16 protein-coding genes and 1 riboswitch are annotated in these 14,060 nt (G+C 70.9%); of the genes, 6 read left to right on the top strand and 10 right to left on the bottom strand.

Going from position 1 to position 14,060, the window contains the following annotated elements:
- Positions 1-44 precede the first annotated feature (44 nt).
- A riboswitch (cobalamin riboswitch) is annotated at positions 45-173 on the bottom strand.
- Positions 174-277: 104 nt separating this feature from the next.
- On the top strand, positions 278-484 hold the full coding sequence (locus GWK61_RS30415) for a hypothetical protein (RefSeq protein ID WP_194914620.1): 207 nt from the start codon (positions 278-280) through the stop codon (positions 482-484).
- Positions 485-539: 55 nt separating this feature from the next.
- Here the strand turns inward: GWK61_RS30415 and GWK61_RS30410 are convergent, their stop codons facing one another.
- Positions 540-1,187 (bottom strand): sulfite oxidase-like oxidoreductase, encoded by a 648-nt coding sequence (locus GWK61_RS30410; protein ID WP_194914618.1) that lies wholly within the window; start codon positions 1,185-1,187, stop codon positions 540-542.
- Between the two features lie 146 nt (positions 1,188-1,333).
- On the opposite strand from GWK61_RS30410, the gene GWK61_RS30405 reads away from it, so the two are divergent.
- From GWK61_RS30405 to GWK61_RS30390, 4 genes are all read left to right on the top strand, one after another.
- Positions 1,334-1,630, top strand: a complete 297-nt coding sequence (locus GWK61_RS30405) for a (2Fe-2S)-binding protein (RefSeq protein WP_194914614.1) — start codon at positions 1,334-1,336, stop codon at positions 1,628-1,630.
- Positions 1,631-1,757: 127 nt separating this feature from the next.
- Complete coding sequence (gene bfr, locus GWK61_RS30400; protein ID WP_194914596.1) at positions 1,758-2,240, top strand: bacterioferritin; 483 nt, start codon at positions 1,758-1,760, stop codon at positions 2,238-2,240.
- Between the two features lie 118 nt (positions 2,241-2,358).
- Positions 2,359-3,360: a sensor histidine kinase gene (locus GWK61_RS30395; protein ID WP_194914581.1), complete on the top strand. Its 1,002-nt coding sequence runs from the start codon at positions 2,359-2,361 to the stop codon at positions 3,358-3,360.
- Positions 3,353-4,096 (top strand): LuxR C-terminal-related transcriptional regulator, encoded by a 744-nt coding sequence (locus GWK61_RS30390; RefSeq protein WP_323747825.1) that lies wholly within the window; start codon positions 3,353-3,355, stop codon positions 4,094-4,096. Before GWK61_RS30395 ends, GWK61_RS30390 begins: the two co-directional genes overlap by 8 nt.
- Positions 4,097-4,115: 19 nt before the next feature.
- On the opposite strand, the gene GWK61_RS30385 is transcribed toward GWK61_RS30390, so the two are convergent.
- The 9 genes from GWK61_RS30385 to GWK61_RS30345 form a co-directional block, all read right to left on the bottom strand.
- Positions 4,116-4,676 (bottom strand): hypothetical protein, encoded by a 561-nt coding sequence (locus tag GWK61_RS30385; RefSeq protein WP_194914579.1) that lies wholly within the window; start codon positions 4,674-4,676, stop codon positions 4,116-4,118.
- A gap of 79 nt (positions 4,677-4,755) precedes the next feature.
- Entirely contained in the window at positions 4,756-5,499 is a 744-nt protein-coding gene (locus GWK61_RS30380) for an SAM-dependent methyltransferase (RefSeq protein ID WP_194914578.1), read from the bottom strand.
- Positions 5,500-5,638: 139 nt separating this feature from the next.
- Positions 5,639-6,451 carry a hypothetical protein gene (locus GWK61_RS30375; RefSeq protein WP_194914577.1) on the bottom strand — a complete coding sequence of 271 codons (813 nt, stop codon included), beginning with the start codon at positions 6,449-6,451 and terminating at the stop codon, positions 5,639-5,641.
- 57 nt (positions 6,452-6,508) lie between these two features.
- On the bottom strand, positions 6,509-7,555 hold the full coding sequence (locus tag GWK61_RS30370) for a threonine aldolase family protein (protein WP_194914576.1): 1,047 nt from the start codon (positions 7,553-7,555) through the stop codon (positions 6,509-6,511).
- Positions 7,556-7,643: 88 nt separating this feature from the next.
- Complete coding sequence (locus tag GWK61_RS30365; protein WP_194914575.1) at positions 7,644-9,008, bottom strand: class II 3-deoxy-7-phosphoheptulonate synthase; 1,365 nt, start codon at positions 9,006-9,008, stop codon at positions 7,644-7,646.
- A gap of 208 nt (positions 9,009-9,216) precedes the next feature.
- On the bottom strand, positions 9,217-9,891 hold the full coding sequence (locus GWK61_RS30360; protein WP_194914574.1) for a response regulator: 675 nt from the start codon (positions 9,889-9,891) through the stop codon (positions 9,217-9,219).
- Complete coding sequence (locus tag GWK61_RS30355) at positions 9,888-11,210, bottom strand: sensor histidine kinase (RefSeq protein WP_194914569.1); 1,323 nt, start codon at positions 11,208-11,210, stop codon at positions 9,888-9,890. The genes GWK61_RS30360 and GWK61_RS30355 overlap by 4 nt, the downstream gene beginning before the upstream one ends.
- A 121-nt stretch (positions 11,211-11,331) precedes the next feature.
- Positions 11,332-12,336, bottom strand: a complete 1,005-nt coding sequence (locus GWK61_RS30350; protein WP_194914567.1) for an SMP-30/gluconolactonase/LRE family protein — start codon at positions 12,334-12,336, stop codon at positions 11,332-11,334.
- Positions 12,337-12,520: 184 nt separating this feature from the next.
- Positions 12,521-13,549: a 6-phosphofructokinase gene (locus GWK61_RS30345; protein WP_194914565.1), complete on the bottom strand. Its 1,029-nt coding sequence runs from the start codon at positions 13,547-13,549 to the stop codon at positions 12,521-12,523.
- A gap of 234 nt (positions 13,550-13,783) precedes the next feature.
- Here GWK61_RS30345 and GWK61_RS30340 point away from each other — a divergent pair, with 234 nt between their 5' ends.
- Entirely contained in the window at positions 13,784-13,975 is a 192-nt protein-coding gene (locus tag GWK61_RS30340) for a hypothetical protein (protein ID WP_194914563.1), read from the top strand.
- The last annotated feature ends 85 nt before the right edge of the window (positions 13,976-14,060 follow it).

The following is a 14,060-nucleotide window of genomic DNA, read 5'->3' as shown; positions in this document are numbered from 1 at the left end:
TCACAAGAACACGCCGCGGGAGCGGCGTGCCGGGGGGCGGTCGTAGTCTCCTGACTCTCAGATCCGCGCGCCTGCCCGGCCTTCCCAGAACGCTGACGTCCCAGTGGCTTCGCAAGCGGGAGGCGCTCCCTGATCACAGTGGCGGGACCGTTCCGGATTCGCACCGGATTCCTGCCGACCATCCCGGGTGCAGCATCCCGCAGCGATCATCGGGCGTCAAACCGCGCCCGGGCGGCGCCGGCTGGCGGAATGCTCGGTTCTGTCCCTCAATGGGAAGGTGAGTGAGCGACGGCGCAGACCCCGTGTCCTGGGTGAATACGAGCTGGACGGCGGCGCGTTCGCGCTGGCGCGGGGTGAGCAACGCGACACGGCGACACTGACACCGATACTGACACTGCCGCCGACGGCACAGCAGCGGCTGCGCGCGCTCGGTCGGCCCGGGACGCTGTGGCGGGCCGTACTGAGGCGGATCCGGACGACCTGAACTACAACCGCCTGAACTACAACCGCCTGAACTACAAAGGACTACAGCGATAGGACTACAGCGGAGGCCCGTCCCCCGGGTCCTCCTGGTACGAGTACCGCTGTTCCTGCCACGGGTCCCCGATGTTGTGGTACCCGCGCTCCTCCCAGAACCCGCGCCGGTCCGCCGTGAGGTACTCGATCCCGCGCACCCACTTGGGGCCCTTCCACGCGTACAGGTGCGGCACGATCAGCCGCAGCGGGAAGCCGTGTTCGGGGGTGAGCGGGACGCCGGCGTAGTGGGTCGCGAACAGGACGTTCTCCCGCAGAAGGTCCTCGATGCGCAGGTTCGAGCTGTAGCCGTACTCCGCCCAGACGGTGACGTGCGTCGTGTCCGGGGCCGGCGGCACGAGCTCGACGAGAGTGCGGCCGCTGACGCCGCGCCAGGGGGCGTCCAGCATCGTGAACTTGGTGACGCAGTGGAAGTCGGCGGTCACCTCGACGGCCGGCAGGGCGCCGAACTCCTCGTGGAACCAGATCGTCTCCTCGCCGTCGGCGGTGGCGCCGGTGACGCGGAAGTCCCAGGTCGCGGGCTTGAAGCGGGGCACCGGGCCGTAGTGCAGCACCGGCCACTCCCCGCGCTGCATGCGCTGGCCGGGCGGGAGCCTTTCGTCGGACTGCACCGTCTCGCCTTCTGTGTCCACCCCTGATCCCGGCTGCCCCATGGGGACCATCGTCCCAGATGTGGTGGACGGCACGTGCGGCGGGGACTTGGCACGTGGCCGATATGTAGCTTAGGCTCCCCTAAGTCAGCCGATGCCGAACCCGGTGTCGAATCCGAAGCCGAACCCGCCGACTGCCGGAGCCCCGCTTGTACGCCTGCATATGCCACGCGGTGACCACCGCCGAGGTGGACGCCGTCGTCGCCCTGGGCGCCACGTCGGTCAAGCACGTGCGCGAGGCGACCGGGGCGGGGTCCGCGTGCGGGACCTGCGTGAAGCGGCTGAGCTGCCTGCTCGCCGCGGCCCGGGTCGCCGACTCGGCGCCGGTGGACACGATGCCCGAGGCCGAGCGGCTGCCGGAGACGGTGCCTGCGCGCCGCGCGCTCCCGGTGTTCCAGTTCCAGCACGCACCGGACTGCCCGGCCGCGCTGCCGGCCCTGGGCTGAACCCGCCGGCCGCACCGGCCGCACCGGCCGCGGGCCGGTTCGGCGTGCCCGGGGACGTCCCCGTTCGGCGCAATCCGCGCACGCGCCGTTACCTCCCGGATCGGCGGCTCTGGCAGTATCGGACGCCATGCAGGGTGACAAGGACATCATCGCGTTCCTCAACGAGCAGCTCACGGCCGAACTGACGGCCATCAACCAGTACTGGCTGCACTACAAGCTGCAGGACAACCGCGGCTGGAAGAAGCTCGCCGAGTACACCCGCAGCGAGTCCATCGACGAGATGAAGCACGCGGACAAGCTCGCCGACCGCATCATCTTCCTGGAGGGGCTGCCCAACTTCCAGAAGCTGTTCCCGCTGGAGATCGGCCAGACCGTCACCGAGATGTTCAACGCCGACATGAAGGTCGAGGTCGCGGCCGTGGAGCGGCTGCGCGACGGGATCAAGCTGATGCGCGAACGCGGGGACGTCACGTCGGCGAACCTGTTCGAGGAGATCCTCGCCGACGAGGAACACCACATCGACTACCTGGAGACCCAGCTCGACCTGATCGGCCAGCTCGGGGAGCCGCTGTACATCGCGCAGCTGGTGGAGCAGCCGGAGGCGTCCTGAGCATTCGGTCACGAGGCCGGTTCGAGCGCCTCATGGGCTTGGCAGGGTCCGACCCCGAGAACGTCTCGGGGTCGGACCCTGATGCGTAGGCGGCGACCGGCGTGTGACCATGGCCGGCATGCTGCGACCGTCTTCCGCCGGGGTGCGCGGCGCCTCGGGTCCGGTGCTGGTGGCCGTGGGCGTCGTGGTCGTGACGGCGCTCGACGGGCCCAGTTCCGGTGATCAGCTGCGGGCCCTGATACCGCTGGCCGCGGTGGTGCTCGGCATGGTGCTGGTGCTGCGGGGTCTGGCGGCGGAGCGGCGCGGGGCGTGGCTGGACGTGCGGGAGCGGGGGCGGCGGGCGGTCGACGCCCGGACCGCGATCGGGGCGCTGGTCATCGGGGGTGCGCTGCTGCGGCTGCTGACCAACGGGGCTTCGTTCGCCGCGGAGACCAGTGCGGTCATCGCGGCGCTCATCCTGTTCTCCGGCGGGGTGTTGATCGCGCTGCCGTATCTGCTGCGGGTGCTGCGCGATCTCGACGCCGAGCGGGCCGAACGCATCCGCGCGCAGCAGTTCGGCGAGGTCGCGGCGCACATGCACGACTCGGTACTGCACACGCTGACGCTCATCCAGCGCGCCGATCCGGCCGACGTCGCGGGGCTGGCACGGGCCCAGGAACGCGAGCTGCGGGCCTGGCTCTACGACCGGCGCGGGCGCGCGGCCGACGGGACCGAGCCGGAGACGTTCGCGGCGGCGGTGCGGGCCGCGGCGGCCGAGGTGGAGGACCGGCACGGGGTGCGGGTGGAGGTGGTCGCGGTCGGGGACGCGGAGCTCGGCGACCGGCTCGGCGCCTGCGTCGCGGCCGCGCGTGAGGCGCTGGTGAACGCGGCGAAGTACGCCGGGGGCGCGCCGATCTCGGTGTTCGCGGAGGTGGCGGACGAGGACTCGGCGGGGCAGCGGCGGGTCGAGGTCTACGTGCGCGATCGCGGGCCCGGCTTCGAGCTCGAAGCCGTGGAGGCGGACCGGATGGGGATCCGGGAGTCGATCGTCGGGCGGATGGCGCGGCACGGCGGGGTGGCCGAGGTGCGGACGGCGCCCGGGGCGGGGACCGAGGTTCGATTGGAGATGCGCTGTGAGTGAGGAAGCAGGCGAAGACGTGAGCCCTGTCGGCGATTCCAGGGCAGCGGATCCGATCACCGTCGTACTCGTCGACGACCACCAGATGTTCCGCGCCGGAGTACGCACCGAGTTGAGCCGGGCCGCCGAGGCGGCAGGGACGGCGAGGATGTCGGGGATGGCAGGGCCGGGGATGGCGATCGAGATCGTCGGGGAGGCGGACGACACCGACCGGGCCGTCGCCGTCATCACGGCGACGCGGCCCCGGGTCGTGCTACTCGACGTGCACCTCCCCGGGGGCGGCGGCGTCGAGGTACTGGCGCGGACGGCGGCCGCGCTGCCGGACGTGCGCTTCCTGGCGCTGTCCGTCTCCGACGCGGCCGAGGACGTCATCGCCGTCATCCGGGCCGGGGCGCGCGGCTACGTCACCAAGTCCATCAGCGGCGCCGAGCTCGCCGACGCGGTGCGACGGGTGGCCGAGGGCGACGCGTTCTTCTCGCCGCGACTCGCCGGGTTCGTGCTCGACGCCTTTTCCAGCGGCGGGGCGGCGGCCCGGGACGAGGAGCTGGACCGGCTGACGCCGCGCGAGCGGGAGGTGCTGCGGTTCATCGCGCGGGGCTACGCCTACAAGGAGGTCGCGCGCGAGTTGGTCATCTCGATCAAGACCGTTGAGACGCACGTGTCCTCGGTGCTGCGCAAGCTCCAACTGTCGAACCGCCGGGAGCTCACCCGTTGGGCGAGCGACCGGCGGTTGGCGTGAGAGGTATCCAGGGCGCGTTCTAGAACCGGAGGTTCCCGGGGCCGGCGGTGATGATCGTCTGGCTCACGAAGGCCTGGGTCCCGTCGCAAGGCTGGCCGGCGGTGGGCTTGTCGACCTCGTCGAGGCTGAGGGTCAGCGTGAAGTCGCCGGAGACGCCCCGGTAGGCGCCGGTGCCCGAGCCCTTCACGACCGCCACGTGCTGCGTCACGTCGATGTGGCCCGAGCAGGTGGCCGGGTCCGACGGGAACTGGTGGGCCATCGCGGCGACGAAGGCCTTGTCGATCGAGGCGATGTCGAGGCGGAAGGTGCCGCGCTGGAGCTGGAGTTCCAGCTGGCTGTTGTGCTCGGGGTTGACCGAGCCGTCCGGGTTCACGCTGACGCCCTTGCCGAAGTCGCCGACGGCGCCGGAGAGGATCACCTGCTCGGTGGGGCCGTCGTCGGTGGTGAAGCCGGTCAGGTGGGCTGCGGTGACGGGGGTCTTCGCGGCGGAGGCGTCGGCGGTCGCCGCCGAGCAGCCGAGGATGGTCAGGACGCCCAGGGCGGCCGCAGCGGTGGTGGCAGTGAAGGTCTTGTTCATCATGGCTTCAACAGTGGTGGCGGTGGTGGCGGCCGGGATCCGGGGCGGACCCTGGGATTGCCCTGATCGAACCCTGACGGGGTCAGGCGGACACGCCGAGCGTCAGGTAGGCGAAGCCGAACACGCCGTGCGTGCCACGCAGCCAGATCGAAAGGTGTTCGTCGAGCTTCGCGCGGAGCTCGGCGGCCTCGGGGTGACCGGGGTTGTCGAGCAGCCACTCCTCGACGTCGGCACCGTATCCGGACTCGAACTCCTCCCACTCGGCCCGGCTCGCGGTCTCGACGCGCAGCGGACGGAAGCCCGCCGCGAGCGCCGCGTCGACGAGGTCCGGGAGATACAGGCAGGCGTCGGCGGTCATGCCCGGCCACATCGCGGCCAGCTCCGGCTCCGTCGGCGTACGCTCCCAGACCTCCGCGCCGAACAGCAGCCGCCCGCCGGGACGCACACGGCCGCGCAGCGCCTCCAGAGCCTCGGGGATCGAGCCGAACGCCTGATACGCACCGAGGTTCAGGACGAGGTCTGCGGGCTCGGTGTGGTCCGCGGCAGGGCCCTCGACGAACGTCGCCCGATCGGCCAGCCCGCGCTCGGCGGCCAGCGCCCGGCCGCGGACGAGATCGGGTCCGTGGACGTCGATGCCGGTGCCGCGCGCCCCGGGAACGGCGGCCAGCACGCGCAGCAGCAGCTCGCCCCAGCCGGAGCCGTAGTCGACGACGGTGGCCGGGCGGCGCACCGCGAGGTCGGCGACCATGTGGTCGGCGCGTTCGGCGGACAGGGGGCCGTGGAATCGCAGGCGGGTGCCGGCGCCGAGCTTGGGAGGTGTGGTCATGAGGGTCAAGGGATAGCAGAGTGCGCGGGTCCGGGCGATTGGTTTTCGGTGCCGGCACCCACACACACCCGCATACCCACACCCGAAAACCAAGCGTCGCCCGACCGGACCACCGGTCGGGCGACGCTTTATGAGAACCCTACTTCGCCGTCTTCTTCGCGGCCGTCTTCGCCGCCGGCTTCTCGTCGTCACCGCTGCCCGCGGCCGTGGCGCCTTCGACGTCGTCGGCGGGCACGAACTCGGCCGCCGGTCCCGTGCCGGTCTTGTGGAAGCGCAGCGCCTCCCACAGCGGGCCGGGTATGACGTGGATGCCGTAGTGCGCGCGGTGGTGGTTGGCGCACAGCACTTCCAGGTTGCCGGGCGACTCGGCCCACTTCTGGAAGTCCTCGTCGGTCTCGAAGTGCAGGCCGAGGGCCTGCATGATCTTCTTCTCGTCGACCTGGTTGATCTGCGAGAACTCCACGTGGGTGTGGTGCAGCTCCGGCTGGCCGTCGCAGAGGTCGTCGTCGATGATGCACTTCCACATGCCCTGCCGCTTCAGGCGGGCCTTGGCCTGCTCGAAGAGGTGGTAGTGCGGGTCGTCCTCGCGCGGGGAGTGCTCGGGGACGTGGGTGAGGATGTGGACGGTGAGCATCTGGTCGTGCTCGAGCGTCTTGCCCGTGCCCTTGGACACCGTCGGGTGCGTCGGGGAACCACTCTGGACCGGCTCGTGCGCGTGCGGCGCGGCGGCCGGGGCCGCGGCGCGGGGGGCGGGCACGGCGGCGGCGGCCTTCTTCGCGGCCGGCTCGTGCTCGGCGTGCTCGTGCTCGCTGGAGGCGGTCTTCTTGGCAGGGGCCTTCTTGGCCGGAGCCTTGTCCCCCTCCTTGGCCTTCTCGGCTTCCTGAGTGCGGCGGTGCGCCTCCTCCGGGCCGACTTCCTCCTCGGAACCGAACAGCTTGTTCATCCAGCCCATCGGGCTTCTCCCCACCTTGCTCGCTGCTTGCGACAACCGGCTTAGCCGGGCCCGACCCTAGCCCCTCTCAGGGGATTGCATCAAGACGGAGGAAACCACGTCGGCGGCGGTGTCGCAGTCCTGCGCCGACACGTCCAAATGCGTCACGATCCGCAGCAGTTTCGGCCCGAAGGGCGAGATGCGCACACCCAGGCCGAAACATTCCTTTGCGACGTTCGGGGCGTCGTCGACGTCGACGAGGACGATGTTCGTCTCCGGTTCACGAACCGATGCCCCGGCCGCGCGCAGAGCCGTCGCGATCCGCGCGGCGTTCTCATGGTCCTGCGACAGCCGGTCGAGGTTGTTGTCCAGGGCGTACTGCGCGCCGGCGGCCAGGATCCCGGCCTGGCGCATCGAACCGCCGAGCCGCCGGCGCAGCGCCCGCGCCTCCTCGGAGCGGCCGGGCGGCAGCAGCACCAGCGAGCCGGCCGGGGCGCCGAGGCCCTTGGACATGCAGACCGACATGGTGTGCGCGACGGCACCGTAGTCCCGCAACGCGACGCCGCTGGCCTTGTGCGCGTTCCAGATGCGTGCGCCGTCCAGATGCAGCCCGAGGTTGAAGGAGTCGGCCAGCGCCCTGATCTCCCGGAGGGTGTCGATGGGATACACGGCGCCGCCGCCCCGGTTGTGCGTGTTCTCGACCTCCAGTGCGCGGGTACCAACCGTGTAGCGGTCGCCGACGCGGATCATCGCGGCGAGGGCGGCGGGGTCCAGCAGCCCGCGCGTCGAGGGCAGGGTGCGGGTCTGGATCCCGGCGTGCGCCGCCAGGCCGCCGTTCTCGTGCGCCACGATGTGCGCGTCGGCGTCGCAGATGAGCTCCTCGCCGTGCGCGACCTGCAGGCGGATCCCGATGTGGTTGGCCATGATCCCGGTCGGGACGAACATCGCGTCCTGGTACCCGAACAGGGCCGCGACGGTCTCCTCCAGCCGCCGGACGGTGGGGTCCTCGCCGTACTGGTCGTCGCCGACCTCCGCGCCGGCCATGGCCTCGCGCATGGGCGCTGAGGGCTTGGTGACGGTGTCGCTGCGGAGGTCGATGGGGTGCTGGATGCTCAGAGTCGCCATGCTCTGAAACGTATCGCTCCCGTCCCGGGAAGGCCGGGACGGGAGCGGTGTGGTCGATCCGGAACTATGGGGGACCGGCTCGGGCGGTTCAGCGCCGGGCGCGCAGCATCTCCGCGACGAGGAACGCCAGATCCAGCGACTGGCTGCGGTTCAGCCGGGGGTCGCACAGCGTCTCGTAGCGCTGGTGCAGCGCGTCGAACGCGATCTCCGCGCCGCCGCCGACGCACTCGGTGACGTCCTCGCCGGTGAGCTCGACGTGGATGCCGCCGGGGTGCGAGCCCAGGCCGTGGTGCACCTCGAAGAAGCCCTTGACCTCGTCGAGCACGTCGTCGAAGCGCCGGGTCTTGTGGCCCGAGGGCGCCTCGAAGGTGTTGCCGTGCATCGGGTCGCAGATCCAGGCCACCTGGTGGCCCTCGCTGCGGACCTTCTCCACCAGCGCCGGCAGCTTCTCGCGCACCTGCCCGGCGCCCATCCGGACGATGAACGACAGCCGGCCGGGGTCGCGCTCGGGGTCCAGCCGGTCCAGGTAGGACAGGGCGTCCTCGGGGCGGGTGCCCGGGCCCAGCTTGATCCCGATCGGGTTGCTGATCCGGCTGAAGTACTCGACGTGCGCGCCGTCCAGGTCCCGGGTGCGCTCGCCGATCCAGACGTAGTGGCCGCTGGTCGCGTAGGGCTTGCCGGTGCGCGAGTCGATGCGGGTCAGCGCCGACTCGTACGGGAGCACCAGGCCCTCGTGCGCGGCGTAGAACTCGACGGTGCGCAGTTCCTCCAGGTCGGTGCCGCACGCGCGCATGAACTGCAGGGCGCGGTCGATCTCGCCGGCCAGCGCCTCGTAGCGCTCGCCGGAGGGCGACCCGGCCACGAAGTCCTGGTTCCAGGCGTGCACCTGGCGCATGTCGGCGTAGCCGCCGGTGGTGAACGCGCGGACCAGGTTCAGCGTGGAGGCGCTGGCCTGGTACATGCGCAACAGGCGCTTGGGGTCCGGGGTACGGGCCTCGGGGGTGAAGTCGAAGCCGTTGACCGAGTCCCCGCGGTACGCCGGGAGCGTGACCCCGTCGCGGGTCTCGGTGGAGCTGGAGCGGGGCTTGGAGTACTGCCCGGCGATGCGCCCGACCTTCACCACCGGCAGCGAGGCCGCGTAGGTGAGGACGACGGCCATCTGCAGCAGCGTCTTCAGCTTCGCGCGGATCGCGTCGGCGGTGATGCCGGCGAACGTCTCGGCGCAGTCCCCGCCGGTGAGCATGAAGGCCTCGCCCCGGGACACCGCGGCGATCCGGTCCTTGAGCTGGTCGGCCTCGCCGGCGAAGACCAGCGGCGGATACGAGCGGAGCTCGGAGACGACGGAGGACAGCTCGGCGGCGTCCGGCCAGTCCGGCTGCTGGCCCGCGGGAAGCGCGGACCACGTGTCTTCGATGGGTCCGGTACCGGCCGGATTCCCGACAACTTCGCTCATTGAGCCAGAGTACGCGAAACCGGGGTGCGTTCTGTGCGCGCGTCCAGTGCGTGGGACCACCTGGTCCGAGCCACAGAACGGAGGTAATACCAGGTCCTGGCGTTGTAGCGGGGTGTATTTGCGCGGTGCTGGCGAGTCCTGTGGGTGGGGTTTCACCCGAGACTGCTGGTACTGCCGCGCACGCTCGGAGATGAACGCCGTGTTTCGTCTAGTCCAGCCAGCCCGGCCGGGCCAGCCCCGACTCGTAGGCCAGCACCACCAGCTGCGCCCGGTCGCGCGCGCCGAGCTTGACCATGCTGCGGCTGACGTGCGTCTTGGCGGTCAGCGGGCTGAGCACCAGGCGGTCGGCGATCTCCTCGTTGCTCAGCCCGCCCGCGACCAGCGCCAGGACCTCCCGCTCGCGGTCGGTCAGGGCCTTGATCTGCTCGGCGGCCGGGTTCGGGCCGGTGCGCTTGCTGCGGACCGCGAACTCCTCGATCAGGCGCCGGGTGACGCTGGGCGCCAGCAGGGCCTCGCCGGCGGCCACCGCGCGCAGGCCGCGGAGCAGGTCCGCGGGCTCGGTGTCCTTGAGCAGGAAGCCGCTGGCACCGGCCCGAATCGCCTCGAAGACGTACTCGTCGAGCTCGAAGGTGGTCAGGATGAGGATGCGGACGCCGGACAGCTTCTCGTCGGCGGTGATCAGCCGGGTGGCCTCCAGGCCGTCGGTGCCGGGCATGCGGATGTCCATCAGGATGACGTCCGGCGCCAGCTCCGCGGCCAGGCGGTGGGCCTCGGCGCCGTCGGTGGCCTCGCCGGCCACCTCGATGCCGTCCTGTACCTCCAGAAGCGCGCGGAAACCCGCGCGCACCAGCGCCTGGTCGTCGGCGAGCAGGACCCTGATCATGACGGCTCCTCGGCGATGGGGGATTCGGTGGATTCGGTGGATTCGGTGGGTTCGGCGAGATCGGTGGGATCGGAGGACTCGGTGGCGGCGCTGGACCGATCGACCGGCGACGCCCGGAAGGGAATGCGGGCGTCGACCCGGAACCCGCCACCGGGGTTCGGACCGGCGCTGAGCGTACCGCCGAAGGCCGTGGCCCGCTCCCGCATGCCGGGCAGGCCGTTGCCGCCGCTCGCGGTCTCCCCCAGCGGGCAGCCGCGGCCGTCGTCGGTGATCCGCAGGTGCAGGGCGTCGGAGGACTCCACCAGGATCGCGGCGCGCTCGGCGCCGGCGTGCCGCACCACGTTGGTCAGCGACTCCTGCACGATCCGGTACCCGGCCTGGCTCACCGCCAGCGGCACGTGCTCGACGTCCCCGACCACGCTGAGCGCCACCTTCAGCCCGGCGACCTCGGCCAGATCCACCAGGTGCCCCAGCCGTCCCAGGTCCGGCGCCGGATCGCGGGGCGGGACCCGGTCACCGCGCAGCACGGTCAGCACCGAGCGCACCTCCCCGAGCGCCGACCGGCTGGCGTCCTTGATCGCGGACAGCGCGATCCGGGCCTGCTCGGGGCGTCGGTCCATGACCTCCAGCGCCACGTTGGCCTGCACCGCGATGAGCGAGATCGAGTGCGCCAGCACGTCGTGCAGCTCCCGGGCGATCTCCAGCCGCTCCTCGCTGGCCTGCCGCCGCGACTCCTGCTCCCGGGCCCTGGCCTCCTGGTCGCGGGCCTTCTGCACCTCCAGCGCACGCTGGCGCAGCACGCGGAACAGCTCGGCCAGCATCAGCAGCGCGAGCAGCCACCCGGCGGTGAACAGGATCTCGGTGGGGCTGCTGCGCAGCTGGCCCTTGGCACTGTGCGTCGGCACGAAGATCATCCCGACCGCGAACACCAGCGACCCGGCCCACATCTCCCGCCGGTAGCCGGTGCCCCCGATGACGATCACCGCGAGCAGCGCGTTCAGAAAGATCGGCCCGTAGGCGTAGCCCATAAGGAGGTAGGTCAGCGTGGCGCCGAGGCACACCGCCAGCGCGATCCGCGGCGCCCGGCGCCGATGGTGCAGCGCGACAGGGCCGGCGACCACCAGCACCCACCCGAACCAGTCCAGCGGCCGGATCCCGTACTCGACGGTCTTGCTGCCGCCGCTGTGCCAGTGACCATAGGCGCCCCAGGTCCCGAGCACATCGACGACCAGGAGGATCAACGGCAGCGCGACCGTGGAGCGCTCCATCCACAGCCACGCCAGCCAGGGGCGCGAAGGCGGCTGCGGCTGCTCGGTCATGCTTGAACGCTAGATCAGATCGCCGGTCGCGGGTATCCGTCCAGCGGAGGCTGTGCGGCGGAGGCGGCTACTCCGAGGGGAGTATGCGCTGGGCAACCTGAGTGCGAGTCGGACGTGGGCGTTATAGAGAGCCGAGTTCGACCACACCTATAGCGTGTTCCGTAAGGCTCCCCAGATATAGCGTCTCCCCGCTACGGCGCACTGCGGTGACCGCCTTGTAGCCGACGCCCCATGCGCGCAGCTCTCGTACTTGCTCCCCTTTGGCGTTGACCGCGATAGCCCACGCCATGTCCTTCTCCCCCGGTTGTAGACGCTGTGGCGTGGCCCAGACGAGCGAACGCAGCCGCGGATGCCGCGGCAGGAGCCAGTCGAGTGCGGGGTCGCGGGGTGTGACCATGGCGACCCAGATCAGGCCCTCGGCGTCGCGGGTGAGGTTGTCGGGGAAGCCGGGCAGCGGCGGGCCGAAGGGCGACTTGCGGCCGGCGTAGGGGCCTTCGAGCTCGACGCGCGTCAGGCAGTAGCCGCCGGTCTCGGCCACGACAGCAGCGGCGCCGCCATCAACGAGCACGACACCGTTGGCGAACGCGAAGTCGTCCGCGATGACCTCGACAGCGCCCTCGCGGTAGCGGAGCAACCGGCCGGTCGTGGAGTGCTCGAACAGGTCGCCGCGATAGGCGTCGATGTTGTAGCGGCGCGAGGATTGTGTGAAGTAAATACTCCCGTCGGCAGCGACGGCGGCGTTGCTGCAAAAGGTAAGCCGCTCACCCTCGATCTCGGCGACGAGCACCCCGACCGTGGCATTGGAGAGCTGTACCTCCAGCAACCCGCGATAGGCGTCGCAGACTACGAGCGCATCCTCGCCGAGCATCTCCAGCCCGAGCGGACGACCCCCGGTGCCGATGACGGTGCGCACCTCCCCCTCCGGCGTGACCCGCAGGATGCGGCCGTCGGCGAGACCGGTGAACAGCGTCCCCGACGCATCAACCGCGACGTGCTCCGGCCCCGCCCCCGGCAACTCGACGCGCCGCAGCTCCGGCAGCGTCCGCGCATCACCGCGCCGCCGCACCGGACGCGGATTCGCCGGCGGGGTCCACCGCACCGCCGCCATCTTCGTGCGCTGAGCCATGAGAACGCCCCCTGCCACCGGTCCGAAATGAGGACGTTAGTGGGCAGGGGGCGCAAGCACCAGACGCCAGCCGGTTTAGCCGAACCGCCAGCTCTAGCCGAACCACAGCTTTAGCCGAACCACACACAGCTTCAGCCGAACCGCCAGCTTTAGCCGAACCAGCGGCTTTACCGAACCAGCCGTTCTATCCGAAGAAGACCTTGGCCTCCTCGTACAAAGACATCGGCACCGTCTTAAGCGTCGTCGTCGCGTCCTTCAGCGGCACCCGGATAATGTCCGTCCCGCGCAGCGCCACCATCTTCCCGAAGTCGCCGTCGTGCACCGCGTCGATGGCATGCAGCCCGAACCGCGTCGCCAGCCACCGGTCGAACGGCGACGGCGTCCCGCCGCGCTGCGTGTGCCCCAGAACCGTCGTGCGGGCCTCCTTCTTCGTGCGGCGCTCGATCTCGGCCGCGAGGCGCTCGCCGATGCCGCCGAGGCGGACGTGCCCGAAGGCGTCCAGTTCGCCGGACTGGATCTGCATCTGCCCGTCCTTCGGGTGCGCGCCCTCGGCGACGACCACGATCGGGGCGTAGCCGCGGGCGAAGCGGGACTCGATCCAGCCGCAGACCTCCTCGATGTCGAAGGTGACCTCGGGGATCAGGATCACGTTGGCGCCGCCGGCCATGCCCGAGTGCAGGGCGATCCAGCCCGCGTGCCGGCCCATCACCTCCACGATCAGCGCCCGGGAGTGCGACTCGGCGGTGGTGTGCAGGCGGTCGATGGCCTCGGTCGCGACGTGGACCGCGGTGTCGAAGCCGAAGGTGTAGTCGGTGGCGTTCAGGTCGTTGTCGATGGTCTTCGGGACGCCCACGACGCGGACCCCGTGCTCGTCGCCGAGGATCGTCGCGACGCCGAGGGTGTCCTCGCCGCCGATCGCGATCAGCGCGTCCACGCCCTCGGCCTGCAAGTTCTCCTTGATCCGCTCGACGCCGCCGTCCACCTTCAGCGGGTTGGTCCGCGAGGATCCGAGGATGGTGCCGCCGCGGGGCAGGATGCCGCGCACCGCCTCGACGTCCAGCGGCTTCGTCATGCGTTCCAACGGCCCCTTCCAGCCGTCCCGGAAACCCACGAACTCCAAGCCGTAGAACTGCACGCCCTTGCGGACCGCGGCGCGGATCACCGCGTTCAGGCCCGGGCAGTCCCCGCCGCCGGTCAGCACTCCGATGCGCATGGCCACACTCCCTGATGTTCACGATGTGATCTGGGTCACCGTACGATCACCGCCACCGTAACCGCTACGAGACGGTAACGAGAAGCCGACGATCACCTGACGAGACACGCCAGTCACATGAGGTGATCTTCGTCCCGGGGGTGTCTGTGGTGTCTGTGGTGGCGTCGGTATCGCCCCGGGGCTTACGCCCGGGAGCCGATGTGCGCCCGGGCCGGCGGCTAACAGGGTTCGAACATGACGACCACACCGTTCACGAGCCGCGGCACACCGAGCCGCCGACGCCTGCTGGGAACCGCGCTGGGAGCCGGGGTCGCCCTGTCGCTGGGCCTGGCGACCCGCGCCTCGGCGGCGACGCGGGACATCACTGACACCAACGCCACCAACGCCACCATCGGCACCGGCGCAGGCACGGGCACCGCTCCCTGATCGGCTCGCTGTCGTATCGGGCTAGCTCGCGTTCGCGAGCAGCGTCTTCTCGGCGCGGAACGGGTCCAGGCGCGCGCTACTGGGG

The organism is Catenulispora rubra (genome assembly GCF_015356825.1).
GTDB classification, from domain to species: Bacteria; Actinomycetota; Actinomycetes; order Streptomycetales; family Catenulisporaceae; genus Catenulispora; species Catenulispora rubra.
Note: the sequence above shows the minus strand (reverse complement) of the source record. Positions and strands in the feature narration are given on the sequence as shown.

What these genes read in the sequence shown, in the direction of transcription:
- GWK61_RS30355 (WP_194914569.1), bottom strand. Translation starts at nt 11,210, where the DNA reads ATGACCGAGCAGCCGCAGCCGCCTTCGCGCCCCTGGCTGGCGTGGCTG.
- GWK61_RS30380 (WP_194914578.1), bottom strand. Translation starts at nt 5,499, where the DNA reads ATGACCACACCTCCCAAGCTCGGCGCCGGCACCCGCCTGCGATTCCAC.
- GWK61_RS30410 (WP_194914618.1), bottom strand. Translation starts at nt 1,187, where the DNA reads ATGGGGCAGCCGGGATCAGGGGTGGACACAGAAGGCGAGACGGTGCAG.
- GWK61_RS30375 (WP_194914577.1), bottom strand. Translation starts at nt 6,451, where the DNA reads ATGGGCTGGATGAACAAGCTGTTCGGTTCCGAGGAGGAAGTCGGCCCG.
- GWK61_RS30360 (WP_194914574.1), bottom strand. Translation starts at nt 9,891, where the DNA reads ATGATCAGGGTCCTGCTCGCCGACGACCAGGCGCTGGTGCGCGCGGGT.
- GWK61_RS30385 (WP_194914579.1), bottom strand. Translation starts at nt 4,676, where the DNA reads ATGATGAACAAGACCTTCACTGCCACCACCGCTGCGGCCGCCCTGGGC.
- GWK61_RS30365 (WP_194914575.1), bottom strand. Translation starts at nt 9,008, where the DNA reads ATGAGCGAAGTTGTCGGGAATCCGGCCGGTACCGGACCCATCGAAGAC.
- GWK61_RS30370 (WP_194914576.1), bottom strand. Translation starts at nt 7,555, where the DNA reads ATGGCGACTCTGAGCATCCAGCACCCCATCGACCTCCGCAGCGACACC.
- GWK61_RS30340 (WP_194914563.1), top strand. Translation starts at nt 13,784, where the DNA reads ATGACGACCACACCGTTCACGAGCCGCGGCACACCGAGCCGCCGACGC.
- GWK61_RS30345 (WP_194914565.1), bottom strand. Translation starts at nt 13,549, where the DNA reads ATGCGCATCGGAGTGCTGACCGGCGGCGGGGACTGCCCGGGCCTGAAC.
- GWK61_RS30395 (WP_194914581.1), top strand. Translation starts at nt 2,359, where the DNA reads ATGCTGCGACCGTCTTCCGCCGGGGTGCGCGGCGCCTCGGGTCCGGTG.
- bfr (WP_194914596.1), top strand. Translation starts at nt 1,758, where the DNA reads ATGCAGGGTGACAAGGACATCATCGCGTTCCTCAACGAGCAGCTCACG.
- GWK61_RS30350 (WP_194914567.1), bottom strand. Translation starts at nt 12,336, where the DNA reads ATGGCTCAGCGCACGAAGATGGCGGCGGTGCGGTGGACCCCGCCGGCG.